Here is a 24,146-nt window from a genome sequence, read left to right as displayed (position 1 = left end):
AAGAAAGAAATAATTGAGGATGTCACGGCCATCCGGATATAAACACCCCTCCGTCGGTCGGTACCAATTTATAACGGGGCGCTTTATAAGGCAGGAGAGAGGAATTCTGACCGAACTATGAGTGGGCCGGCAGACTCCATCGAAATTCAGAACGTGGTCGCATCGACGGGTATCGGGCAGGAGCTTGATCTCGAAGCACTCGCGGACGACTTGCCCGGTGCGGACTTCAACCCGGACAACTTCCCCGGGTTGGTCTACCGAACGCAGGACCCGAAGGCAGCGGCGCTCATCTTCCGTTCGGGGAAGATAGTCTGCACGGGGGCCAAGAGCATCGACGATGTGCACGAAGCGCTCGGCATCATCTTCGACAAGCTCCGGGGACTCAGCATCCCGGTGGACGAAGCGCCCGAAATCACCGTCCAGAACATCGTCTCCAGCGCCGACTTGGGGCACAACCTCAACCTCAACGCGTTGGCCATCGGACTCGGTCTCGAAGACGTCGAGTACGAGCCCGAACAGTTCCCCGGACTCGTCTACCGGATGGACGAACCGAAGGTCGTCATCCTCCTGTTCGGGTCGGGGAAGATAGTCATCACGGGCGGAAAGCGCACCGACGACGCAGAGACGGCGGTCGAAGAGATCGTAAAGCGCATCGACAATCTCGGTCTCCTGGACTGAGAACCGACGCTCGTTCGACCGGGAGTCGTTCGGTACGAGACGACGCCGTGCGGTCCGTCTCCGAGACCAGAACGGTGATACCGCTTCCGGAAGTAGTGTGCGTCCATGACCGTTCGTGAGGACGTAGCGTTTCTCGTCGGCTCTGAGAGCAGGGTAGCGATACTCCGCTCCCTCCGCGATGCATCGCGACGCCCCACGGAGTTGGCGGACTCCTGTTCCTGCGCGCGAGAGACGGCACAGCGGACCGTCTCGGCGTTCGTCGAGCGAGGGTGGGCCGAGAAGGTGACCGACGACGGCGAGTACGGACTCACGCCCGCGGGGACGATGGTCGCAAACGGCTACGACGACTTCGAGTCCACGGTGGCCGTCGCCGGCGACCTCTCTGTCTTTCTCTCCCACGTCGGCGACGTGGCCGTCGATTTAGGCCCCGACGTACTGCGAGGGCTGAACGCGACGACGGCGACGAAGGGTGACCCCCACGCCGCGGTGAACCGACTGCTGGAGGTGATGGGGACGGAGCCTCCGGAGTCGTTCTACGGCATCGCGCCGATAGTCAGCGGCATCATCAACGAGGGGGCCGAGCGGATAATCGGTCCGGAGTCGACGGTCGAACTGATAATCGACGAGTCGGTTCTCGAGGTTTCGGCGTCGGAGTACCCCGAAGCCCTCGAGGCGGCGTACGAACTGGACCAGTTCGAGTTGTACGTCTCTCCGGAGGAACTCGACTTCGGACTACTCATGGTGGACAACCACGTCATCTTCGGTGCCTACGACGAGATGGGGAACCTCGTCGCCTGCGTCGACGGTACGGACGAACGGTTCGTCTCGTGGGCCGAAGACGTCTACGCTCGCTACCGCGCGGAATCGCGGCGGGCCGCCGAAGAGACGTCCGTGTCCGACTCCGCCGCCGGCGACGACGCCTAATCCGCGAGCGGAGTGATTGACCCGCTCACCAGTGATCGTTTCAGTCACCACCTGGTGGAAAAAAGTATAACCTCCGGTCGCCAACGGAGAGGTGCGGCGGTAACGCCCGAGCGTCGGAGTTCGCGGACGTGTATTTCGACGGTTGGTCCCTCTACCTTCGGCCCCGGGGAGGGGGAACTCGCGGCGGGCCGGGTCGGGACGCGAAGGTGGGTGCCTCGCTCCGTCCCGCCGTTCGCCCGCGGTTCTTCCGCCTCGTACTACGATTCGACCGAGTTCCGCTCGACGTTCTCGGTGAGGACGTCCTTCACGACGGAGGGGTCCTCCAGCAGTTGGTGTTTCGTGTAACTCCCCTCGGCGCTACCGCCGCTGTGTTTCGACTGTTCGATGATGTCGAGGAAGGCGTGCTCCTTCAGGAGATCCCTCACGCGCCGGAGCGACAGGCTATCGGATCCCTGTCCCGCGCAGATGTTCTCGTACACCTCGTAGACGCGACTCGTGCGGAAGCCGTCCTTCCGTTCGTTCGACAGCGAGAGGATAGCCAACGCCTGCAGGACGTATCGGGAGTGCGGCGTGGACCCGCGGATGAGTTCGCGGAAGCGGTCGGTCTCGGCCCGTTGGCGCGCCTGCGTGACGAACTCCTCGCGGACGATGGACGCGCCGGTCGACTGCGCTATCTCGCCGGCGTACCGGAGGATGTCGATGGCCTTCCGGGCGTCCCCGTGTTCGCGGGCGGCGAGTGCGGCGGCCCGCGGGATGGTCGAGGCGTCGAGAACGTCGTCGCGGAAGGCGTCGCTTCGGGCCTCCATGATGTCGCGGAGTTGGTTCGCGTCGTACGGCGGGAAGACGAACTCGCGTTCGCAGAGGCTCGATTTCACGCGTTCGTCCATCCGGTCTTTGTACTGTATCTTGTTGCTGATGCCGATGACGCCGAGTTTACACTTGTCAATCTTCCCCGCCTCTCCGGCGCGGGACAGTTGCATCAGGATGTCGTCGTCGCTCAGCTTGTCTATCTCGTCGAGGATGATGAGGACCACGTCGTACCGCGCGTCGAGGATGCGCCAGAGGCGCTTGTAATACGTCGAAGTGCTGAGTCCCTTGTCGGGCACCTTGATGCCAGTCACTTCGGGTTGGTTCACGCTGTCGGCGATAGTCTGGACGGCCTGCGTCTCGGTGGTGTCCTGTGCGCAGTCGACGTAGGCGAACGTCGCCTTCACATCTTCTTCGCTCGCCGTCTCGACGAGGCGTTGGGAGACGTACTTCGCACAGAGGGACTTCCCGGTCCCGGTCTTCCCGTAGATGAGGACGTTGCTCGGACTCTGTCCGAAGATGGCCGGGTTGACCGCGGTGGCGAGGTCTGATATCTCGTCGTCGCGCCCGACGATTCGGCCCTCGCCCGGGAGGTGGTTGATTTCGAGGAGTTCCTTGTTGGCGAAGATGGGGTCCTCCCGAGTGAAGAGGTCGTCGCTGGCGTTCGGCATAGTACAGCACACCGGGTTTCCGGTGAAATGGCTTGTCATTTGGCTCTCGACACACACACCGCATTTCCGGTGAACCCCCGTTTCGGCGGGGGTCTCGTCCACCCGAAACGGGGGTTCGAGTTCACCGGAAACACGGTGTCCGGGCGTCTGAACGACGCACCGAACCGGTCGGCCGTTCCCGATAGTACCGATTTCGAGACTCGGATTCGGACGAACGAAATCGGGCACAGAGGAGTGAACGGCCTCGAAACGGTCGGTGTCGGAGTACACCCTCGCTCGACTCCTCTGACCCCGCCGAACGTATCGCTCGCGAGAACGACGGATCGTGCGCGGAGAACGTCGAGAGAGGGAGAAGTCGATTTTCCCGGGAGGAACGGTCGGTTTCCCGTCCGACCAGTCCGAGCGTCGGACTACCACTAGCGTGCGAGTGTATCGGTGAACGGTTAAACAGTACCACCGTTTAAATGTTGTTGTTCGGTTCGACGTTGGGCCGCGGTTCGTCCGTCGTCGGTTGGAGTACTCCCGAGTTCGCGGGGCGCAGTGGAACTCGAACGACCCTCGAATCGCGGCCGGAACCGAAACGACCGACAGCTTCGACGGGTATCCGTACCGTTTTCACCGGAAACGTGGTGTGTCTAGGGAACCGTTCGCACGGTACGTCTAACCCCGTGGTGAGGACAGAGACGGGCGAACGAGACGCTCTCTCACCTCACCGACGCGTCGGACGTTCACCGGAAACGCGGTGTGTGGGCCGCAACGCGTCTGCCTCCGGGACTCCCCCGTCTCACCGGAAACGTGGTGTGTCTCAGCGCGCGGAGTCGCCCGGCGTTCGCCCGCGGAGTGGGGGGAGGAACCGACAGCTATCGACGCCGACATTTCACCGGAAACCCGGTGTGATTCGCTCTCTTTCCCGCGTTCGGAAGTACAGTCCCACGCGACGTCGCCACGGAGAACCGGGCGTTTCACCGGAAATCCGGTGTGAAGGGCGTCTCGGGACGAACGCGCGGGAATCGGCGAGAGGGAGGAAAGAACGGATGGTGAATTGGGTGGTGTGACGACTCCTACCGAGATCGAGTCACCCCCGCCGCGGACGTTCGGTCGGGGGGTGCGTTTCGAGCCCGTTCACCGGAAACGTGGTGTGAGCGGGCCTCTCCGTCCCGCCTCGATTCGTCAGACGTCTCGTCGTGCGTTGCGAACGACGCGCACGCCGTCAGTTCAATAACGTCTGCCTGCGAACGGCCGACGATGACGTCCTCGGTGGCCGAACGAGCTGTCCGCGGGGGGAAGAAAATCGCGCGACGCGGACTTGCCCCGGTCGAACGAGCGTTCGCGGCGTCGCGGCGCGCCCTGAAATCCCTCCGGCGGGGCGTGTCGGCGTGGGCGACGGAGTCGGACGACTCCGAGGCGGAGTGGACGCTGGAGCACTCCCGGCGCACCGAGTCGAAGTGGGTACGCGACGACGAGACGGTCCGGTGTTTCCGGTTCGACGACGGGTACGTCTCGACGGTGGAGTACGAGTCGCGGGACGTGACGTGGCAGTTGACGCCCGGGCAGGTGCCGTTGGCGAACGCTCTCGCCATGGCGACGCTGTTTCTCCAACACGAGGTCACCCCGCAGATAGACCCCGAGGGCCGTCCGTTCGTCGGCGTGAGCAACTCGGGCCCGCGACACGTGTTCGAGGAGATCGCGGACGAACCGGTCGAGTACGTCTACCTCGACGAACATCGGACGCTGGAGGAGTTCCCCTCGTTTCTCGACGCGACGGACCAACTCCGACTCGTCTACGACCGGATGTCGCCCGAACGGTACCGGACCCTCGACGACGAACAGGGGTCGGTCGGGTGACCGGCGGAGTCGAAGCCCGCGCCGGGGCCGAGACACCTACCTGACGACGCTCGCCGCCGGGCCGAGTAGTCGGGGCGACCCCTCCCCGCCGTCCGCGTGGCCCTCGTCGGCGACGAGAATCGCCCACTCCCGACGGGCCGACCCCGCCCCCGCGAAGAGGTGTTCGGGGACGAGAGGCATCGGAACGGGGACGTACGCGTCGCGCCGCATCGCGGCGAATCCGGAGTACGCGCCCGCCTCTCGCCCGTCCGCGGTGCGAACGCGGATTCGCTTGTCCGCCTCGCGCGCGTAGGAGTACCGGAACGTCCCGGCGTCCGGCGCGCGGAGTGCATCCACGTTCGGCAGGACGGCGACCACCTCGTCGTCGCCGCCTTCTCCGTCGCCCGTGTCCCCGCCATCTTCTCCGTCGCCGCCGTCCCCGCCGCTTCCTCCCCGGCCCGAATCACGGAGGACGAGACGCTTCTCGTCGTCGGTCCCCTCCTCGGTCCACCGGAGGTTCGGGTCGTCGCTGCGGTGGAGGGCGTACCGCCCGCCGTCGAGTGCGACTCGCCCGGGGCCGTCGTAGAACGTCCGCCGCCCCAGTTCGTCTTCGTCGCGGACGAACGGCGGCGACTCCAAGACGTCCGTGCACGCGCGTGCGCCCGCGTCGTCTTCCACGACGAACAGCGTGAACCGCCCGTTCGAGGCGTCGTTCGACAGGCGCGAGAGGACGAACGTCGGGTCGGCGTCGGCCGTCGGTAACGGTTCGACGCCGACGCGCAGGCCCGTGTCCCCGTCTCCGTTGCCGTCGCCGCCGCCGCCATCGTCACCGTCGCCGCCGCCGCCATCATCACCGTCACCGTTGCTGCCACCCTCGCCACCGTTGCTGCCGCCGCCGTCTCCGTCGCAAACGCCGATTGCGTCCGGGAGCGCACCGCTCATCGGTCGTTCAACCCTGTACCCGGCCCGTTCCAGCGCGGAGACTCCGGATTCGAGGAGTCGCCGCTCGGTTTCTGTGTCCGTCGCCATCCGTGTGGTGTACGGTCCCGAGGACCAATACCGTTGTGCGCCGGTCGGACAGTCGCAACCCGTTTCCGCGGCGGGTTCGTATCGCGCCCAATGACCGAAGACGATGGTCGCGACGCGCCGCCGGCCGACCGCGACGCCGACGGACCCTGTCCGTTGGACCGCCGAGGGAACCTCGGCGACGCCGGTCACGACGCCGCCGAGGACGACCGACCGACCGCGGAGGACCGCGAGGAGTCCGGCGAGGTTCCGACGCCGACGGACGCCGTTCCCAACACCGTCCGCGACGTCCGCGACCGAGACGGTGCCGCCTCGGACGACGAGGAGGACGCCGACGCCGCCGAAAACGCGGACTCTGACCCTTCTGACGACGCTAACGCCGACACCGACGCTGACGCCGACACCGACGACTCTACCGACGAGGACGACATCTCTCTGGACTCCTTCTACGACGCCCTCGAAGCGGAGGGTCGCCCGGTGGTCACCGCCCAACAGGTCGCGCGCCGCCTCCAAACAACGCAGGCCGCGGCGTCCGAGGCCTTAGACGCCCTCGCGGACGCCGGGTCGGTCCAACGGGTGAACGTCGAGACGGACCCGGTCGTCTGGTACCCGACCGAGTGGGGGAAACTGGCGACGCGCGAACGCGTCGTCCTGTTCCCCGAACGGCGCGAAATCGTCGTGGACAGTCCGACGCAGTACACCCGCGCGCGCCTCTCGCAGTTCGCCCACCTCGTGGACACGACCGGTCAGAGGCAGTCGGGCACGCGCGGCTACCTCTACAAGATACGGCAGGAGGACGTCTGGCAGGCCCCGTTCGACGAACTCGGGAACCTCATCGCGATGCTGCGGTCCGTCCTCCCCACCCGGTCGCCACACCTCGAAGAGTGGATAGCGTCCCAGTGGAAGCGCGCCAACCAGTTCCGCCTCTACACCCACGAGGACGGCTACGTCGTCCTCGAAGGCGCGTCCGAGAGCCTCATGGGCAACGTCGCCCGGCAGAAACTCGACGACGAGCAACTCGTCGCGCCCATCTCCGACACGGAGAGTTGGGTGCGCGACGGGGCCGAGGCGCAGATAAAGCGCGTGCTCTACGAGGCGGGCTACCCGGTGAAGGACGACCGGGAGTTAGACGCCGGCGACCCCCTCGACGTGGACCTGCGCGTCGAACTCCGAGACTACCAACGCGATTGGGTCGAGAAGTTCCTAGACCAGAACTCGGGCGTCCTCGTCGGGCCGTCCGGCGCGGGCAAGACCGTCACCGGAATCGGCGCTCTCGCGGAAGTCGGCGGCGAGACGCTGATTCTCGTCCCGAGTCGGGAACTCGCCGCGCAGTGGCGCGAGGAACTCCTGCGGCACACCACCCTCTCGGAGGAACAGATCGGCGAGTACCACGGCGGGCGGAAGGAGGTTCGCCCGGTCACCATCGCCACGTACCAGACGGCGGGGATGGACCGCCACCGGTCGCTGTTCGACTCCCGCGCGTGGGGACTCATCATCTACGACGAGGTCCACCACATCCCCTCGCGCATCTACCGCCGGAGCGCCGACTTGCAGGCCAAGCACCGCCTCGGCCTCTCTGCGACGCCGGTGCGCGAGGACGACAAGGAGAAGGAGATCTTCACGCTCATCGGCCCGCCCATCGGCACCGACTGGTCGAAACTGTTCGACGCCGGCTACGTGCAGGAACCGGAGGTGGAGATTCGGTACGTCCCGTGGGGCGACGACACCGCGCGCAACGAGTGGGCCAGCGCCGACGGGCGCGAACGACACAAACTCGCCGGGATGAACCCCGGCAAGGACGAGGAGGTGCGCCGCCTCCTCCGGGAGCATCCGACCGCGAAAGCCCTCGTGTTCGTCGATTGGTTGGACCAGGGCGAACGCCTCGCCGCGGAACTCGACGCGCCGTTCGTCAGCGGCGAGATGCCGCACTACCGCCGCGAACGCCTGTTCGAGGACTTCCGCGAGGGCGACTTACGGACGCTCGTCATCTCGCGCGTCGGCGACGAGGGAATCGACCTGCCGAACGCCGAGTTGGCCGTCGTCGCGTCCGGTCTCGGCGGGTCCAGACGGCAGGGCGCCCAACGCGCCGGGCGGACGATGCGCCCCGCGGGGAGCGCCCTCGTCTACGTCCTCGCCACCCGCGGCACGAGCGAGGAGGACTTCGCGCAGCGACAGATGCGCCACCTCGCCGAGAAGGGCGTCCGCGTCCGCGAGAATGACCTCGTCTGAGACGCGCCGGGTCGGGCCCGCGCCTCCGTCCCCGTCCGGCCCGTTCTCGCTCCGACCCCGCGAACGGGTACCGTTAAGTCGTTCGTGGCGAATGTCTGTGTCGTATCTCCGTCGTCCCGCCGAGGGACGACTTCGTTCGACTCACTACCATGACAGACGCCGCACGGACGCTCCTCGCCGAGAACGCGGTCCAGCAGTACCGCGCGGCGCTCTCGGACCGCGTTCGGGCGGGCGAGGAGACGGTCGAGGCGACGGCGGCCGACTGGCGGCGGTTCGTCCGGCGGCGGCACGGCGACCTTTTTTCGGCCATCGACGACGAACGACCGGAGGCGGCGGCGCGCGACCTGTTCGTCCAGACGCTCGCCCTCGATTTCCTCCTCGCGGAACTCCTCGACGCCGCCGAACGGACCTTCGACGCGTCCGTGCCGACCCGTCCCGGCGACGGCGCGGCCGTCGAGTTCGACGCCGACTTCGACGCCGTCCACCGCGCCGTCGCCGCCGACCTCTCGGCGACGGACCGCGACCGGTTCCGCGACGCCGCGGAGCGATTCGTGCGGACGGCGGCGTCCGAAGACGTCGCCGCCCTCCACCGGGAGTCGGTCTCGCGTCTCGGTCGGCGGGCGTTCGGCCGGTACGACACCCCGCCGGGACTCGCCGAACTCGCCGTCGAGACCGTTCGCGAGGGCGGTGCGGGCGGGTCCGGCCCGTTCGCGTTCGCCGACGCGACGGTGCTCGACCCCGGGTGCGGCGCGGGGGCGTTCCTCGCCGCGGCGGCCGACCGCAAGCGCGCGGCCATCGCGGACTCCGACTCGGACCGTGACCCCGCGTCGGCGGCGACGCGGATCGCCGAGAGCGTCCGCGGGTTCGACCTCAACCCGGTCGCCGTCCGCGCCTCGCGCCTCTCGGTCCTCCTCGCACTCCGACCGCTTCTGGACGCCGCGGCGGAACCCCTCGATCTGGACCTCCCTATCGTCCTCGGCGACGCACTCGACGCGACGGCCGCGGACCCACCGCTCGCGGGCGCGCGCGCCGACGTCCTCCTCGGGAACCCCCCGTGGCTCACGTGGGACTCGCTCACGGAGCGACTGAAAGACCGGTGGCGCGACGGGCCGATGGCCGACCCGAACCTCGACCTGTTCTGCCACGACGGCCGGAACGCCCGCCTCGGGCACGCCAACGACGACGTGTCCGTCCCGTTCGCGTGGACGTGCCTCCACCGCCTCCTGCGCGACGGCGGCCGCGCGGCGTTCGTCCTCAAGCGCGACCTGTTGACCGGCCCCGCGGGGGAACTCCTCCGCCGCCGCCGCGTCGGCGACCGGCCGATTTCGATGCGTGAAATCCACGACTTCGGAACGCTCGCGCCGTTCGGCGACGAGGTGGACGCCGGGACGGCCCTCTACCGACTCGACGCGGGCGTCGCCGGGGGCGAACCGCCTGCCGTCGATGTGGCCGACGACGACGGTTCGGAGGGCGTCCCGACGACCCGGTGGACGCGGGGAGGAGGCGTGGATGAACGCCCGGCGTTCGACTCCCTCGCGGCGATGCGCCGAACGCTCGACCGCGCGGAGACGACGTACCTCCCGGCGAACCCCGACTCGCCCGCCGGGCCGTGGGTCCACGCCGACGCGGAACGCCGGGCGCTCGGCCCCGCGGACTACCGCATCCGCCACGGCGTGAAAGACGACGCCAAGGCGGTGTACGGACTCGACAGGGACACCGTCGAGTCGCGGAACCTCGAACCCGACCACGTCTACCCGTATCTGAAGTCCAAACACGTCGTGAAGTACGGCCTGTTCGGGTACGACCTCCACCTCGTCCCGCAACGGCGCGCCGGGGAGGAGAACGAGTCGGCCGTCCGCGAGGGGACGCCGAACACGTACGCGTACCTCAACGACCACCGCGAACGCCTCGACGACCGCGGGTCGTCGTGGTTCGACGACGGCCCGTTCTACGGCCTGTTCGGCCTCGGCCCGTACACGTGGGCCGACTACAAGGTGGTCTGGTGCCGCCTCGGGTTCAAGCCGCACTTCGCCGTCGTCTCGACCGTCGAGGACCCGATGCTCGGCGAGAAACCCGTCGTGCCGGGGGACCACTGCATGTTCGTCGCCACCGACGACGGGGCGGAGGCGCACTACCTCTGTGCCCTCCTGAACTCCGCGCCGTACCAGCGGTGTCTCCGGGACGTCTCCTCGGGCGGGAAGTCCAGTCTGTCGAAATCGACCGTCTCGGAGCTCGCACTGCCCGAGTGGGAGGCGACGCCGTACCAGACGGAACTCGCGGAGGCGTCGATGCGGGCGCACGAAATCGTCCCGAACCACGTCGACTGCTCGAAGCGCGCGTACAACGCGAAGACGATTCCCGAACTCGACGCGGTGCAGGCCGGTATCGACCGCGCGGTCGAGCGATTTCTCGCAGACGGCGGCCCCGACGCGAACGCCCGATGAGTAATTCTTAAGTCGGGTGACGGCGGTAGGTGTAACTGGACCGCCCTTAGCTCAGCCTGGTAGAGCAGCCGACTGTAGATCGGCTTGCCCCCCGTTCAAATCGGGGAGGGCGGACTTTTCCTGCGAACGAAGCGAGTAGTGAACAGTCCGTCTCGACTCGATTTTGAGCAGCGAGCGAACGGAGTGAGCGAGTGAGTTCAAATCGGGGAGGGCGGACTCGCTTTCGCGCCGACTGCGACCGAGTGAGTCAGCGGCGAATCTCGATTCATACCCGAGAGTAGCGTCAAAAAAGGCGATACGGCCCGGAACGGCGGATAAAATAGGCGATTCGGGAACGTCCGTTACAGGTTCGTTCTGACCGTGTCGGTCAGGTCGAACGACCCGCCCTGCGTCGTCGACCCAAGTACGGTGACGGCGACCTGATTTCCTTCGATGTCGACGACGTCGCTGATGGAAATCTTGACGACGTTGTCGTTGAGGATGTTCACGTCGCCCACGTCCACGTCGAGGACATCGCCGCCGATGGACACCGTGATGTCGTTCAGCGCCGTGAGGTTGACGTTCTGGACCACCACGGTAATCAACCCGCTCGCCAGAACGCCGCCGCTCTGGCGGGTGAAGTTGAGAGCGTCCCCGATGACTCTCGAACCCTGCCTCTCGCTCCGTTGCGCCGCCGCACCGCCGGCGAACGCCGTCGCACCCGTCGCCGCCGCCCCTACGGCTACAGTCTTTTTCAGCACGTTGCGCCGTGTCTCCTCTGTTTGGTGTTCCCTGGTGACGCACGTCACTAGTGAGAGAGTGTATCACTAAGTGTGCTCCTTGCATTTCCAGCGGGGGAGTTCAGTCACCGTCGTCTGCCCCGAGTCACCCGTCAGAGCGGCGGTCTGAGAGATAGACACCTTTCTCCGAAAGTCACGATACCGGCCGTTTCAGACCATCTGCCCCGAAGCCCTATTCCGTTGTTGTTCGTACGTCCCCTGTGCGACGTATCCAGGTGCTCGTCTCTGACGACCAGTTAGCGGACGTCACCGACGTCTTGGACGACGAGGAGATCGATTACGTTCGGTACCGGGCGCAGATGGGCGACGACGAACAGGAGTGGTTGCTCGAAGTTCCCGTTCCCACCGACGCCATCGGGTACGTGATGGGTCGCCTCGAAGAGGCGGGCCTCGACAGCGACCAGTACACGACCGTCGAGAGCCTCGAAAGCGCGATGTCGCCGCGGTCCGAGCAACTGCAGCAACGCTTCGCGGGCGACTTCGACCCGTTGACGGAGGCGGAACTCCGCTCGAAGGTCCGCGACATGAGCTACGACCCGAAGTCGTTCGTGGCGATGATCTCCCTGAGTGCGGTCATCGCCGCCGGGGGGTTGCTCATCGACTCGCCGGCGGTCATCGTCGGGTCGATGGTCATCGCGCCCATCGTCGGCCCCGTGTTGACGGCGTCCGTCGGCGGGGTGACCGGCGACCGACAGATGCTCGCCAACAGCGTCTGGCTTCAGTCCGCCGGCCTCGTGACCGCCGTCGTCGCGGCGGGCGCGTTCAGCTTCCTCCTCCAGTTTCTCGGGTTCTTTCCGACGACGCTCGACGTCTCGTCCATCGAACTCATCAGCCTCCGCATCTCGCCGGGGTTCGTCACGCTGGTCGTCGGGTTGGCCGCCGGCGCGGCCGGCGCGTTCGGCGTCACGACCAAGGGACCGACGTCGCTCATCGGCGTGATGATAGCGGCCGCCCTCATCCCCGCGGCGGCCACCGTCGGCATCGCCCTCGCGTGGAGCGAGTACCGCGTCGCCGTCGGGGCGGCGCTTCTGCTCCTCGCGACTATCGTCCTCATCAACCTCGGCGCGTTCGTCGTCCTCGTGCAGTTCTACAGTCCCGGCGAGGAGGGCTGGCTCTTCTCCGAGCCTACCAAGCGTGCCGCACTCGTCGCCACGGCAGTCGCCGTCGTCGTCGTCGTCGGCGTCGTCGGCGTCGCCGCCGGCCAGCAGATACTGTTCGAGCGAACGGTCAACGAGGTGGTCGAAGGAACCCTCGCCCAGTCCGAGTACGGGGACGTAAAGCCGGTGTCCGTCACAGTCGAGTACAGCGACGGATTCCTGTCCCGTTCCCCGGAGACGGTGACGGTCGTCGCGAGTCGGACGGCGAACGGGGGTGACCCGCCCTCAGTGGCCGACGAACTCGACGGGCGAATCACCGAGGTGACCGGTCGGCAGGTCCACGTCCGGGTCCGCTTCCAGGAGTACCAACGCTCCGACGCCGGCAACTCCTCGTCGCTCTCGGCCCCCTCGGCCCCGTCGCCGGCGACCCCTCGACCGGCCTGAGGCGTCGGACCGCCGCGAAAGTCCCCCCGACCGTCGAAACTTAACCGCTCGCGGGAGATGGCTCCCCCATGAGCGAACTGCCCTACCGGGCCGAAGTCGACGTTCGGTTTCAGGACTTAGACGCCGTCGGACACGTGAACAACGCCGTCTACGCCACCTACTGCGAACAGGCGCGCGTCGACTTCTTCGAGGACGTCATCGGCCTCCGGAGCACCGACCTCAACATCGTCCTCGCTTCCCTCGAACTCCAGTACCGCCGCCCGATTGAGGGCACCGGCACCGTCTCCGTCGAACTCGACGTGCCCGAGGTGGGCAACTCCTCGTTCACGATGGCGTACGAACTCACGTACGAGGGCGAGGTGGTCGCCACCGGCGAGTCCGTCCAGGTCGTCGTGGACCCCGAGACGCGCGAGTCCGTCCGCGTCCCCGACGCGTGGCGCGAAGCCGTCGGAGCCGAGACGGGTTCCGAGGACTGAACCCTCTCAGGGCTGTTCTCCGCCGCCCGACTCGATGAGTGCCTTTTTCTCTCCCCGACAGGTAATACCGCGAGATGACTGGAAGAACACCCCCGTCTTCTCGGAGCGATACTCGCGGCGGTGACGGAGGCGACGCCGACTCGCCGGTCGCCCGCGCGGGCGAACGCGTCCTCCGCATCGGTTCGGATCGCCCCGTCCGGATCAGCGCGGGTCACAGGCTCCTCCACCACGACGGCAAGTGCAGTCGGCCGCACGGCCACAACTACGAGATTTCGGTCGAACTGGTCGGCGAACTCACCGACGAGGGGTGGGTCGCGGACAAGGGCGACGTGACCGACGTGATAGACGAGTGGGACCACATGTTCCTGTTGGAGTCGGGCGACCCCCTCGTCGAGGCGTTCGACGAGAGCGGCGACGCCGACGCCGCCGTCGTCCTCGACGCGCCCCCGACGGCCGAGGTAATGGCCGTCGTGTTGGAGGGGAAACTCGCCGACGACCTCCCCGACACCGTCTCCGAGGTGTCGGTCGAGGTGCGCGAGACGGGCGAACTCTGCGCGGGGTTCCGCTGATGCCCGTCACCTCGACCGTCGAACGGCCCGACGACGCCCCCGAAGGGCCCGCCCTCCCCGTGAACGAACTGTTCGCCTCCCTGCAGGGCGAGGGGAAACTTGCGGGCGTCCCGAGCACGTTCGTCCGAACCAGCGGCTGTAACCTCCGCTGTTGGTTCTGCGACTCCTACCACACTTCGTGGGACCCGACGCACGCGTGGATGAGCGTCGAGCGAATCGTCGAGGAAGTCGAGGCCCGCGACCCGACCCACGTCGTCCTCACGGGCGGGGAACCCCTGCTCCACGACGCGTCGGCGACGCTCCTCGAACGACTCGCCGACGAGGGCTACCACCTCACCGTGGAGACGAACGGAACGCTCGCGCCCGACGCGCCCATCGACCTCGCCAGCGTCAGCCCGAAACTCTCCACCTCCACCCCGACCCCCGATAACGCGCCGGACGGTACCCCCGGCGAGTGGGAGGCCCGCCACGAGGAGCGACGGATCGACTTCGACGCACTGACGACGCTCCTCGAACGCCACGAGGTGCAACTGAAGTTCGTCGTCACCGGTCCCGACGACATGGACGAGATAGAGTCGCTGGTCGCCGACGTGCGCGAACGCGCCGACGCCGACCTGAACGACGAGGACGTCCTCCTCATGCCGGAGGGGCGGACCCGCGAGGAACTCGACGCGACGCGGAACGTCGTCGCCGACCTTGCCGCGGAGTACGGCTACCGCTACACGCCCCGCCTGCACGTGGACCTGTGGAACGACGCCCCCGAGACGTGACCATCGGTACACCGCTTCCCACGATACCATGACCGGACACGATACCCGAGACTCCGACGGAACCGAATCGACCGCGAACGACTCCCCCGCCGCGGACGACTCCCCCGCCACGGACGAGAGCGACGGCAAGCGCGCCGTCGTCCTCCTCTCCGGCGGGATGGACAGTGCGACGACGGCCTACGAGGCGGCGGCGCGGGGGTACGATCTCTACGTCCTGCACACCTCCTACGGCCAGAATACCGAGACCAAGGAGTACGACTGCGCGACGACGCTCGCCGAGGAACTCGGCGCGGCGGAGTTCCTCCGCGTCGAGACGGACCACCTCTCCCGCATCGGCGCGTCGAGCCTCACGGACGACTCGATGGCCGTCGAGGACGCCGACCCCGAGAGCGAGGAGATACCGACCTCCTACGTCCCGTTCCGGAACGCGAACCTGCTCTCAATGGCCGTCTCCTACGCCGAGGCCAACGACTGCGACGCCGTCTTCGTCGGCGCGCACTCGGAGGATTACGCCGGCTACCCCGACTGCCGTCCCGAGTTCTTCGAGGCGTTCGAGGCAATGGTCGAGACGGGGACGAAACCGGAGACGGACATCGCCATCGAGGTGCCGTTCGTCACCGACTCGAAGACGGACATCGTCCGCCGCGGCGTCGAACTCGGCGTCCCCTTCGAGTCCACGTGGTCCTGCTACCGCGCCGAGGAACCCGCCTGCGGGACGTGCGACTCCTGCGCCTATCGTCTGGAGGCGTTCCGAAACGTCGGCCGCGAAGACCCCCTCCCCTACGCCGAACGACCGACCCGAGCCGACTGACTCTCCCGCTCTTCGAGTACCCGCCGCGGGAGTGGGCGCTGTTTCTCGGCATGGCCGTCGGCCCGGGCGTCGTCGGCCACACCGTCATCAACTGGGCGCTGGCGCACATCGAGTCCAGCGTCGTCTCCGTCTCCCTGCTCGGGGAACCGATCGGGAGCACGCTGTTGGCGCTGATTCTCCTCGGCGAGATCCCGACGCCCGCAACCGTCGCAGGCGGCGCCGTCGTCCTCGGCGGAATCTACGTCGCGGCGGCGCGCCGCCCCGGCGCCGAACCGGAATCCGCCTCCGACGACCGACCCCGTTCGGCGGGCGAGTGACGGGCGAACGGGCGTATCATCTGTGATAACTGGGAGACAACGCTGATAGTCCGCACGCGGCGTGTCGGTGTATGGTCGGCCTCCGCGACGGGGTGACGGTGCTGCACGTGGACGATGAGCCCGGACTCTCGTCGCTCGTGGCGACGTACCTCGAACGCGAGGCCGCGGACGCCGAACTGACGGTCGAGACGACCGAACGCGGTCGGACCCGCCGGAACGAACTAACTACTCCAACACCGCCCTCGCCCGCCGGTGTCGCTCCCGGAACATCGGCTCGAAGCCGACGGAGGCGAACGGCGTCGCGGCGCGTCCGAGAGGCCCGCAGGGGAGTTCGTACTCCACTTCGTCTTCGAGAATCGTCCCCCCGCCGTCGGCGAAGAAGCGGTGGGTGTGGACCCACGACTCGAACGGCCCGCCGACCATGTCGTCGCGGAACATCGCGCTCCCGTCTCCCTCCTCGCGCGCGACGATGCGGGAGGTCCACCGCCGTCTCGGGCCGACGCCGAACGGCCGCGCCGACATCCGAATCTGCGACCCCTGCTCCAGTATCTCCGGGTCGGACTCCCCCTCCGGGCCGCGCACCGCCTCGATTCGGAGGTTCGTCCACTCGGGCGTGAGCGTTTTCAGACCAGAGACTCGCGAGTGAAAGTCCCATACCTCCGAGAGCGGTGCGTCGATGCGCGTTCGACGGGAGTACGTCGCCATGCGCGGGCGTAGGGGCGACCGAAAGAAAAGCCACGCGGGCGGGCCGACGGACGTACGCCGTCGGCGACGCTCTCGGCGATCAGTGTCGAAAGAGAGAGCCGTCCCGGGTGAACGCGCACGCGGACAGGGGTTGGGGTGGCTACGTCGCGCGGAACACCAACTGCGGACGCGACGCGACTGCGCGGGGGGACACCCGGGCGGGCGGCGGCTCGTCCGGCGCTGAACGCGCCGGTCGGGTGTCCACGGCGATCAGAGGGGGGGCTTCTCGCCGCGGGCGGTCTACACGACGGCCGGATGACACTTACGTCTTGTGCCAAATCGGTACCGAACCGCACGACGGGGACCCGCCGTCCGGCCTCAGAGGGTGAACCGGGTGACGTTCGTTCCCGCCGCAGTCAGGTCGCGGTGCGTCGCCGCCGCGACGGTTATCTGGTTCTCGCCGTACTCGATGTCGGGTCGCACCTCGAACCGCCCCTCCTCGGGTTCGAGAAGCACCGTCTCGCTCGGCGTCTTCACCGCGACGACTTCGCCGTCGGTCTGTCCGGAGACGACGAGTTTGTCGCCCATGAATCGGGTGCTGACCTGCAGTTTCGGCGGTTTCGGCCGGTCGGAGTCGAGGTACCGACGGCGGACGAACGCGGGCATCTCGACGGGTTCGCCCGCCTCGACGCCGTGCGCGAGGCGGACGAACTGCGCCATCGACCACGCCAACGGCGTCGCCGCGCCGGTGCCCTCGCCGAACTCCCAGTTGTAGTCGGTCGCGTGTTCGCGGTCCCACACCTGTTCGGCCAACATCCGGCCGGAGTTCGCGAACCCGGCCATCGTCCGGAGGAGGTTCTCGGGGGCCAGCGGTCCGTCCTCGGTCCCGGCGATGAGTTCGTACTCGCCGCGTTCGCCCGTGAAGATGGGCCACAATCTGCCTTTCCCCTTCGACTCGATGGACCACGGCGCGCCCTCGTCGCCGCGTTCGCGTTCGCCGTAGCCGTCGCCGTTGTAGCGGTAGAACGCCGGGCCGTACGGCGTATCGACGCGAATCGTGTCGTCCATCTCGCGGACGGAGTTCTCTATCACCTCGTCGTCCGGGGGCTTGATGCCGAGGCGGGTGAGTTCGAGGAACCCGCCGTCGATAATCTCGCGTTCGTCGAGCGTCGGCCCGTTGTTCGCCAGCGTCCGGAGGTGCCCAGCGTCCGGGTCGCCGTCGCGGGTGACGCGGACGTAGTACGGCGTGTGCTCGTGCCGGTCCGTTCCGGTCGTCGTCGCGCACCACTCCTCGACGCGTTCGGTCCAGTCGTCGGCCAGCGCCAACCAGATGAGGGCGTCGGCGTCGTGCCCCTCGTCGATGGCGATGGAGGCGGCGCAGGCGAGGCCGGCTATCTCCGCGGCGATGGACGAGGGCGAGTAGCCCGCCTCCTCCTCCCAGCGCTCTTGGGCCGTCGGCGGTCCGTTCCGCGCCACGTAGTCGGCGGAGCGCTTGACGTTCACGTAGTCGTAGCCCACGTCGTCCAACTCGACGCCGTTCTCCGCGAGCATGTACGCCATCACCGACGGGAAGGAGATGTTGTCCATCTGCTCGCCGCCCCACCGGGTCCGCCCGTTCAGATAGGTGTTCTGCGGGATGAACCCGCGTTCGTCCTGCTGGAACTCGTAGATGTACTCGAGGGCGTCGACGGCCGTCTGCACGTCGCCGACGGCCTCGAAGACGGTGAACACCTGGTACAGGTCGCGCGACCAGACGAAGTTGTAGCCGTACCCCTTCGCCTCCTCGGCGGTGACCGCCTCGCCCCACGGCACGGACGGCGAGGCGATGCCCGCCCCGAGGAACGTCTTGTCCTCGACGGCGCGGAGCGTCATGAGGCAGGCGCGGTACTGGTTCGCCAACTCCTCGTCGTCGGCGACGGCGGCCGGCAGTTCCTTGTCCGCGAGGAAGTCGGCCCACGAGTCGCAGTACGCCCGGTAGGCCGTCTCGTACCCGCGGGTGAGTGCGCCCGCCGCCTCGCCGAGTGCGGCGGCGGTGTCGGCGTTCTCGGCGAACCCGAGAGCCAGCGTCTCCGACAGTCGGCTTCCGATACCGACGCGGCCGACGAGGACGACGTTCTCGTTGTTCACGCCGTCCTGCGGCGTCGGCAGTTCGCCCTCCCCGAACAGTCCCGTGAGGTGGTCGGACCCGGCGACGCCGACGGTGGCCCAGTCGAACCGGCCGGCGGAGGTCATCGCCACGGCGACGCTGTACTCCTCGCCCTCCCCGTCGATGAGGAGCGGTTCCGTCTCGCCTCGCTGGTCGTACGCGCCGGCGTCGCGGGCGACGAGGTGGTACGTCCCCATCTGGCCGAGGCGGAGTGCGCGGTCGGTCGCGCCCGTGTTCACGAGTGCGGTGTCGGCGACGGAGTACAGTTCGTACTCGTTGTCGTCGCCGGACTCGAAGTTCACGTCCACCAACAGCGCGTCGTGCTCGGGGTCGGTGACGTACTCGACGGTCAGCGTCCACTCGTGGCCGCGCCCGTCGCCCGTCTCGGTGACGGTGTGTCGGAAGCAGAGCGCCTCGTCCTCGACCATCTCGGCGGTGCGTTCGATGGTGTCGGCGTCGTCGTCGCGGCGCGTCTCGTTGTGCGTCCGCGCGGTGTACGTCGAATCCTCGTCGGCGTCCACGACGAGGAAGTCCAGCGTCCGCAGGTTCATCAGGTCGACCCGGGGGAAGCGCACCTCCGTCAACGCCCCCTCGGTCAGCGTGAACCACAGGCGCGAGGGGTCCTCGGACGTGTGGTCCGCGACGGTGCCGACGCCGTACTTCTCGCCGGTCGTCCACCGCGGCCGGTGCTCCGGCCCCGAGGGCGCGGGCTTCGGCGCGGGAAGTGCGTCGTACTCGTGGAGCAACGCCGTCGCGTGCAGGCGGAGGGCGTGCGACCACCCCAACGGTGTCGCGCTATCGAACGTCCCGTCGTCGAACACCTGTTCGGCGAGGTAGCCCGCGGGCGTCGTGAACGGGCCGTCCTCGCGCAGGAGTTCGTACAGGTGGGCGGCCCGTTCGAAGAACTCCCCGGCCGCCGCCTCCCGGTCGTACTCGTCGAGGAGCACTCCGAGGTCGGCGGCGGCGTTCGCCCCCCACGCGGTGGAGACGGACCACAGCTTCTCGTCGTCCTGTTCGGCGCTCCGCCAGTAGTCCTCCTCGAAGCGAATCAGTCCGCGAACCTCGCCGTCGTCGGACTCGCGGTAGAGGTCCTCCAGCGCGATTTCGACGTGCGACGCCAGCCGGTCCAGCGCCTCCTCGGGCACCTCGGCGATTTCGCCGTACTCCGCGACGGCGTCGACCAGCGCGAACGACCCCGAGTCGAGGCGGGAGTCGAGTTCGCCGCCGCGCAGGCGGAGTCCGTACACCCCGTAGCCCTCGTCCCATAGGAGGTCCAGTCCCTCGAACACCGCGTCGGCCTGTTCTCGCGCGTGGGCGGCCAGGTCGTCGTCGACCGGCGCGCGAGCGACGGACGCGTACGCCTGCAGGAAGGTCGCCGCCGTGTGACTGAAGCGGCCGACCATGTTCTCCCACGCGTTCTGGCACTCCTCCGGGAGGCCGTCGTCTTCGAGGGAGTCGTCGAGTCCCTCGACGCCGCGCGCTATCGCCCGTTCCACGTCGCCGGCGAGACTCGCGCCGAGTTCCTCGCGCCGGGAGCGAAGCAGGGAGGCGAGGAAGGCGACGACGCTGGCAGTCTGGTCGGCCTGATACTCCGGCTTCTCGGAGCCTTCGACGCGGGCGTGCGCCCACCCCGGGGCGATGGAGCCATCGACCGCCCACGCCCGCTGGGGCCACGTCCCGTCGTCGAGTTGCGTCTCGCAGAAGAAGCGCGCCGTCGTCGCCAGACTCCCGGTCAGGTCGAGGTCCAACAGGTCGTCCGCGCCGAGGAGGTACCGCGACAGTTCGGCGTCGTCGCGGAACCACGTGTAGCCGTACCCGCCGGTGTGCGAGTAGAAAGGATCGAACTCGGGGGCGGCGATGTGCGACCCCGAGGGAGCCGTCAGGAGCGACAGGGCGCGGAGGTCGGAGCGCACTATCCCCTCGCGCGGGACGTGTTCGGGGACAGACACCTCGGCCCGTTCGCGCGCCGCCGCGCGGATGTCGTCGGCGGTGGAGTGCTGGAGCGCGCAGTTCCGAAGGTCCTCCAACGCCTGTTCGCGCGACAGTTCCCGGTGGTTCGACAGTTGGGTGACGAGCGTGGTCTGTGCGCCCCGCCCGGCCCGTTCGAGGGGGGCGGAGACGACGATGTCGCCGCTCAGGTGGGTGTCCTCGTACTGTTCGAGGACGGCCTCGCGGGGGAACTCGAACACCTCCTCGGAGAGCACCTCCTCGAACCGTTCGGGAACCTGCCCGCGAACGTCGTCGAGACCCGTCGAGGCGGTGACATAGTCGTGTTCGTCGCGGTGGAACACCTCGACTGCCTGCTTGCCCTCCGGACCGCCCCGTTCGTGGATGAGGCGACCGACGCGCGTCTCCCGGCCCTCGGGCGCGAACGTGAGGAACGCCGTCAGGTGGGCGTCGGTCGGAATCGCGCCGCGGAGTTCGACGTGGGTGACGTGCGCCCGTCCGAGCGTCAGGTCGTACTGGTGGACGGTGAACTCGCCGGCGTCGTACTCCGTCTCCACGAGGGTGGACTCACGGTAGTAGTGCTGACGAACCGGTTCGAGGTCGTCGAACCAGCGCGTCTCGCCGTCAGCTTCGATGCCGAACCGAGACCGATCGATGCCGTACAGACCAGAGAGGGAAGACGAGTAGTCGCGGAGGGACCCGTCGTCGCCGACGTAGACGAGTCTGTCCCCGTGACCGGAGAACGCGCCATCGGCGGTGGGACACTCCTCGGGGAAGCGCCGGTCGCCGCGGTCGCGCTTATAATCGTTGAGCGCGGTCCGAAGTCTCATATGATGTGCAGGCGTCCGCCCCGGACATAAGTATTGGCTGGTACTGTACGTTCGGCGAGAGTTTTCGGCGACCCCTCCGACGCCCCCGAAAAATCGGACGGTAACGTTCCGTCACTCTGGCTGTGCAACAATTCTTCGAACGGGAGTAAAGACAAAGGGCCGACGTGTCGTTGGTACTGCTATGCACCACCCAGGTCCGCCGCGGTTCATGGCCGTGGGCGAGACGGTACAACTCGCGCCGCGGGACCCCGACCCGGACGCGTCGTACCGTTGGCGAGTACAGAGCGCGCCGGTCGGCAGCCGACTCGAACTCGGCGACGAACCGGTCCTCGATTTCACCCCCGACGCCGCCGGGAAGTACGTCGTCGAACTCGACGCCCCCGACGGGGCGCACGAACTCACGCTCCGCGTCTTCCAAGGCGACAAAGTCCCCGTCGGCGGCGGCACCGGGTCCTCGGGGATGAGCGGTTCGAGCGGGTTCCAGAGCGGTTCGGCCGCGCCGCCGAACCGAAGCGGCGGCGTCTCGGGGTCCGGTTCGACCGGCGGGTCCGACGGCGGCGGTGGCGGCGGCCGCCCGCGCGTCCAACTCCACGGGTCGGTCGAGGGCGACCACCTCGTCGTCAACGCGGACCCGCAACCGAACCCCGAGAGCGACACCGACCGCGAGGACTTGGTCGTGGAGTTCCTCGTCGACGACAGAGACGACGTGGACGAGTCGGACGTGGAGATATCCGGGTGGGAACTCCGCGTCCCCCTCTCCGCCGTCGGCGACCGCCTCCGCGTCCACGCCGTCGCACTCGCGGACTCCTACAGCGTCCCCGACAGCGTGGAGTTCACGCGCGATGCGATGTCTGACGGGGGTGAGCGCGCAAGCGCGCGAACCTCGTCAGAACTCGCTTCCGACGGCGGTTCCGACTCGGTAGAGTCGGAAGCAGGCCGGGCGAAGCCCGACGGTGGAAGCGAAGTCGAGTCCGTGTCGGCCCCCGACGAGGACGCCGTCACCGTTTCCCGGCCGAACGACCCGCCGGAGTGGGCAAAGGAGGTGACGCTGTACGAGATCTACGTCCGCGGGTTCGCCTCCGACGACGACGAGGCGGAGACCACGTTCGAGGCGTTGGAGAAGCGCCTCGACTACCTCGCCGAACTCGGCGTGGACTGCCTGTGGTTGACGCCCGTCCTCCAGAACGACCACGCGCCGCACGGCTACAACATCGTCGACTTCTACGAGATAGCGGCTGACCTCGGGTCGCGCGAGGACTACGAGGCGTTCGTCGAGGCCGCCCACGACCGGGGGATGAAGGTGCTGTTCGACCTCGTGTTGAACCACTCCGCGCGGGACCACCCGTTCTTCCGGGACGCGTACGAGAACCCCGACTCCGAGTACTACGGCTGGTACGACTGGCAGGAGAACGGCGAACCGGAGACGTACTTCGACTGGGAGTTCATCGCCAACTTCGACTACACCACCTTGGAGGTCCGCCGCCACCTACTGGACGCCGTGGACCGGTGGTTCGAGATCGCGGACGGCTTCCGGTGCGACATGGCGTGGGCCGTCCCCGACACGTTCTGGCAGGAGGTCCGCGACCGGGTGAAGTCCCGGGACCCGGAGTTCCTCCTCCTGGACGAGACCATCCCGTACGTCGCGGACTTCCACAACGGGATGTTCGACATGCACTTCGACACGACGCTGTACTTCACGATGCGGCAGGTCGGCCGGGGCCACGAACCCGCCGAGGCCGTCTTGGACGCCGTGGACCAACGCGCCGAGGTGGGCTTCCCGCCGCACGCGGCGTTCATGCTGTACGTCGAGAACCACGACGAGACGCGCTACATCGTCGAGTGCGGCGACGACGCGGCGATGGCCGCCGCGGGCGCGTTGTTCACCCTCCCGGGCGTCCCGATGCTGTACGGCGGGCAGGAACTCGGCCAACGCGGCCGACGGGACGCCCTCGCGTGGGACCACGCCCGCGAGGACATCCGCGAGCACTACGAACGACTCATCGACGTTCGCAACGAGACGCCCGCCCTCGGGTACGACGGGGCGTTCCGCCGAATCGACTACGACGCCGACACCGAGAAGGCCGTCGCGTTCGCCCGCGAGGGTCCCGAGGAGACGTACGTCTGCGCACTCAACTTCGGCGAGGAGGCGGCCACGGTCACCGTGGACGGCCTCTCGGTCGATTCGACCGACGTCGTCACCGGCGAGGACGTCGCCGCCGCCGACGGCCTGCGCGTCGAGAGCGTCGCCGTCCTCCGCGTGGAATGACCGCCGAACCGCGATCGCCGAACCGCAATCGCCGAACCAAACCCGTCTCCGTCACCGTCGCCGACTCGTTCTCGCCCCGCCCGCGACGCCGTTCGGTCGTAAACGTCGTGTACGTGCGCGTCCCAATACCCTCGTAGTGACCGATACGTACGTGTGCCCGTACTGCGGCGCGACCGAACACCGCGAGTACCGCGTTCGACTCATCCTCCTGACCTGCCCGGAGTGCGGCGAGAACGGGCGGTTCCTCAACGAGGAACTCGTCGAAGTCCTCGACGAGATTCCGGAGGAGGAGGTACCCGAGGAGTGGTCCGAACTCCCCGCCGACCAGCGACTCCACCGCGCGATGGAGCGAGGGTTGGTCGATTCGGACCGCCTCCGACTGCTGTAACTCGCGGCGAGGCGGCGTA

Annotated in this window: 17 protein-coding genes, 1 tRNA gene and 1 pseudogene; 14 read left to right on the top strand and 5 right to left on the bottom strand. The window is 67.8% G+C overall.

From position 1 onward, the window contains the following. Positions 1-117 precede the first annotated feature (117 nt). Together ACZ522_RS04875 and ACZ522_RS04870 are read left to right on the top strand one after the other, a co-directional pair. Complete coding sequence (locus ACZ522_RS04875; protein ID WP_092534543.1) at positions 118-678, top strand: TATA-box-binding protein; 561 nt, start codon at positions 118-120, stop codon at positions 676-678. Between the two features lie 105 nt (positions 679-783). After that, the gene (locus ACZ522_RS04870) at positions 784-1,602 is read left to right on the top strand and encodes a helix-turn-helix transcriptional regulator (RefSeq protein WP_379695405.1); all 819 of its coding nucleotides are present in this window, start codon (positions 784-786) and stop codon (positions 1,600-1,602) included. Between the two features lie 257 nt (positions 1,603-1,859). Here ACZ522_RS04870 and ACZ522_RS04865 read toward each other — a convergent pair whose 3' ends face one another. Then, positions 1,860-3,080 (bottom strand): orc1/cdc6 family replication initiation protein, encoded by a 1,221-nt coding sequence (locus ACZ522_RS04865; RefSeq protein WP_092534549.1) that lies wholly within the window; start codon positions 3,078-3,080, stop codon positions 1,860-1,862. Positions 3,081-4,448: 1,368 nt separating this feature from the next. Between ACZ522_RS04865 and ACZ522_RS04860 the strand changes: the two genes are divergently transcribed. After that, a complete protein-coding gene (locus ACZ522_RS04860) occupies positions 4,449-4,925 on the top strand; it encodes a hypothetical protein (RefSeq protein ID WP_464391830.1) in 477 nt (158 codons plus the stop codon). Between the two features lie 36 nt (positions 4,926-4,961). Here the strand turns inward: ACZ522_RS04860 and ACZ522_RS04855 are convergent, their stop codons facing one another. Then, positions 4,962-5,933 carry a hypothetical protein gene (locus tag ACZ522_RS04855; protein ID WP_379695409.1) on the bottom strand — a complete coding sequence of 324 codons (972 nt, stop codon included), beginning with the start codon at positions 5,931-5,933 and terminating at the stop codon, positions 4,962-4,964. Between the two features lie 90 nt (positions 5,934-6,023). Between ACZ522_RS04855 and ACZ522_RS04850 the strand changes: the two genes are divergently transcribed. The 3 genes from ACZ522_RS04850 (at position 6,024) to ACZ522_RS04840 (ending at position 10,717) form a co-directional block, all read left to right on the top strand. Then, positions 6,024-8,159: a DEAD/DEAH box helicase gene (locus tag ACZ522_RS04850; protein WP_379695411.1), complete on the top strand. Its 2,136-nt coding sequence runs from the start codon at positions 6,024-6,026 to the stop codon at positions 8,157-8,159. Between the two features lie 149 nt (positions 8,160-8,308). Then, positions 8,309-10,603, top strand: a complete 2,295-nt coding sequence (locus ACZ522_RS04845; RefSeq protein WP_379695413.1) for a DNA methyltransferase family protein — start codon at positions 8,309-8,311, stop codon at positions 10,601-10,603. 40 nt (positions 10,604-10,643) lie between these two features. Beyond that, positions 10,644-10,717, top strand: a tRNA-Tyr gene (locus tag ACZ522_RS04840). 227 nt (positions 10,718-10,944) lie between these two features. Here ACZ522_RS04840 and ACZ522_RS04835 read toward each other — a convergent pair. Continuing rightward, positions 10,945-11,343, bottom strand: a complete 399-nt coding sequence (locus ACZ522_RS04835; RefSeq protein ID WP_379695415.1) for a hypothetical protein — start codon at positions 11,341-11,343, stop codon at positions 10,945-10,947. A 239-nt stretch (positions 11,344-11,582) separates the two neighbouring features. Between ACZ522_RS04835 and ACZ522_RS04830 the strand changes: the two genes are divergently transcribed. The 6 genes and pseudogenes from ACZ522_RS04830 to ACZ522_RS04805 form a co-directional block, all read left to right on the top strand. Further along, positions 11,583-12,923: a DUF389 domain-containing protein gene (locus tag ACZ522_RS04830; RefSeq protein WP_379695417.1), complete on the top strand. Its 1,341-nt coding sequence runs from the start codon at positions 11,583-11,585 to the stop codon at positions 12,921-12,923. Between the two features lie 77 nt (positions 12,924-13,000). Next, positions 13,001-13,399, top strand: coding sequence for an acyl-CoA thioesterase (locus ACZ522_RS04825; protein ID WP_379699822.1), 399 nt, complete (start codon positions 13,001-13,003; stop codon positions 13,397-13,399). Between the two features lie 74 nt (positions 13,400-13,473). Further along, the gene (locus ACZ522_RS04820; protein WP_379695419.1) at positions 13,474-13,968 is read left to right on the top strand and encodes a 6-pyruvoyl trahydropterin synthase family protein; all 495 of its coding nucleotides are present in this window, start codon (positions 13,474-13,476) and stop codon (positions 13,966-13,968) included. Then, complete coding sequence (locus ACZ522_RS04815) at positions 13,968-14,738, top strand: 7-carboxy-7-deazaguanine synthase QueE (RefSeq protein WP_379695422.1); 771 nt, start codon at positions 13,968-13,970, stop codon at positions 14,736-14,738. The genes ACZ522_RS04820 and ACZ522_RS04815 overlap by 1 nt, the downstream gene beginning before the upstream one ends. A gap of 157 nt (positions 14,739-14,895) precedes the next feature. Further along, a complete protein-coding gene (queC, locus tag ACZ522_RS04810) occupies positions 14,896-15,549 on the top strand; it encodes a 7-cyano-7-deazaguanine synthase QueC (RefSeq protein ID WP_464391829.1) in 654 nt (217 codons plus the stop codon). 5 nt (positions 15,550-15,554) lie between these two features. Next, positions 15,555-15,866, top strand: a pseudogene (locus ACZ522_RS04805) (DMT family transporter); the annotation flags it as partial. A gap of 225 nt (positions 15,867-16,091) precedes the next feature. Here the strand turns inward: ACZ522_RS04805 and ACZ522_RS04800 are convergent. Next, entirely contained in the window at positions 16,092-16,571 is a 480-nt protein-coding gene (locus ACZ522_RS04800; protein ID WP_379695426.1) for an SRPBCC family protein, read from the bottom strand. Between the two features lie 357 nt (positions 16,572-16,928). Then, positions 16,929-21,473, bottom strand: coding sequence for a DUF7997 domain-containing protein (locus tag ACZ522_RS04795; RefSeq protein WP_379695428.1), 4,545 nt, complete (start codon positions 21,471-21,473; stop codon positions 16,929-16,931). Positions 21,474-21,681: 208 nt separating this feature from the next. Here ACZ522_RS04795 and malA point away from each other — a divergent pair, with 208 nt between their 5' ends. Continuing rightward, the gene (gene malA / locus ACZ522_RS04790) at positions 21,682-23,739 is read left to right on the top strand and encodes an alpha-amylase MalA (RefSeq protein WP_379699824.1); all 2,058 of its coding nucleotides are present in this window, start codon (positions 21,682-21,684) and stop codon (positions 23,737-23,739) included. Positions 23,740-23,875: 136 nt separating this feature from the next. After that, positions 23,876-24,127 (top strand): hypothetical protein, encoded by a 252-nt coding sequence (locus tag ACZ522_RS04785; protein WP_379695430.1) that lies wholly within the window; start codon positions 23,876-23,878, stop codon positions 24,125-24,127. Positions 24,128-24,146: the final 19 nt, after the last annotated feature.

This window comes from Halopelagius fulvigenes (genome assembly GCF_055398025.1).
The sequence above is the reverse complement of the archived record's forward strand: the minus strand, read 5'-3'. Positions and strand labels throughout refer to the sequence as shown.

Coding starts and splice junctions, on each gene's coding strand:
- ACZ522_RS04875 (WP_092534543.1), top strand. CDS start 118: ATGAGTGGGCCGGCAGACTCCATCGAAATTCAGAACGTGGTCGCATCG.
- ACZ522_RS04870 (WP_379695405.1), top strand. CDS start 784: ATGACCGTTCGTGAGGACGTAGCGTTTCTCGTCGGCTCTGAGAGCAGG.
- ACZ522_RS04865 (WP_092534549.1), bottom strand. CDS start 3,080: ATGCCGAACGCCAGCGACGACCTCTTCACTCGGGAGGACCCCATCTTC.
- ACZ522_RS04855 (WP_379695409.1), bottom strand. CDS start 5,933: ATGGCGACGGACACAGAAACCGAGCGGCGACTCCTCGAATCCGGAGTC.
- ACZ522_RS04850 (WP_379695411.1), top strand. CDS start 6,024: ATGACCGAAGACGATGGTCGCGACGCGCCGCCGGCCGACCGCGACGCC.
- ACZ522_RS04845 (WP_379695413.1), top strand. CDS start 8,309: ATGACAGACGCCGCACGGACGCTCCTCGCCGAGAACGCGGTCCAGCAG.
- ACZ522_RS04820 (WP_379695419.1), top strand. CDS start 13,474: ATGACTGGAAGAACACCCCCGTCTTCTCGGAGCGATACTCGCGGCGGT.
- ACZ522_RS04815 (WP_379695422.1), top strand. CDS start 13,968: ATGCCCGTCACCTCGACCGTCGAACGGCCCGACGACGCCCCCGAAGGG.
- queC (WP_464391829.1), top strand. CDS start 14,896: ATGGACAGTGCGACGACGGCCTACGAGGCGGCGGCGCGGGGGTACGAT.
- ACZ522_RS04800 (WP_379695426.1), bottom strand. CDS start 16,571: ATGGCGACGTACTCCCGTCGAACGCGCATCGACGCACCGCTCTCGGAG.
- ACZ522_RS04795 (WP_379695428.1), bottom strand. CDS start 21,473: ATGAGACTTCGGACCGCGCTCAACGATTATAAGCGCGACCGCGGCGAC.
- malA (WP_379699824.1), top strand. CDS start 21,682: ATGGCCGTGGGCGAGACGGTACAACTCGCGCCGCGGGACCCCGACCCG.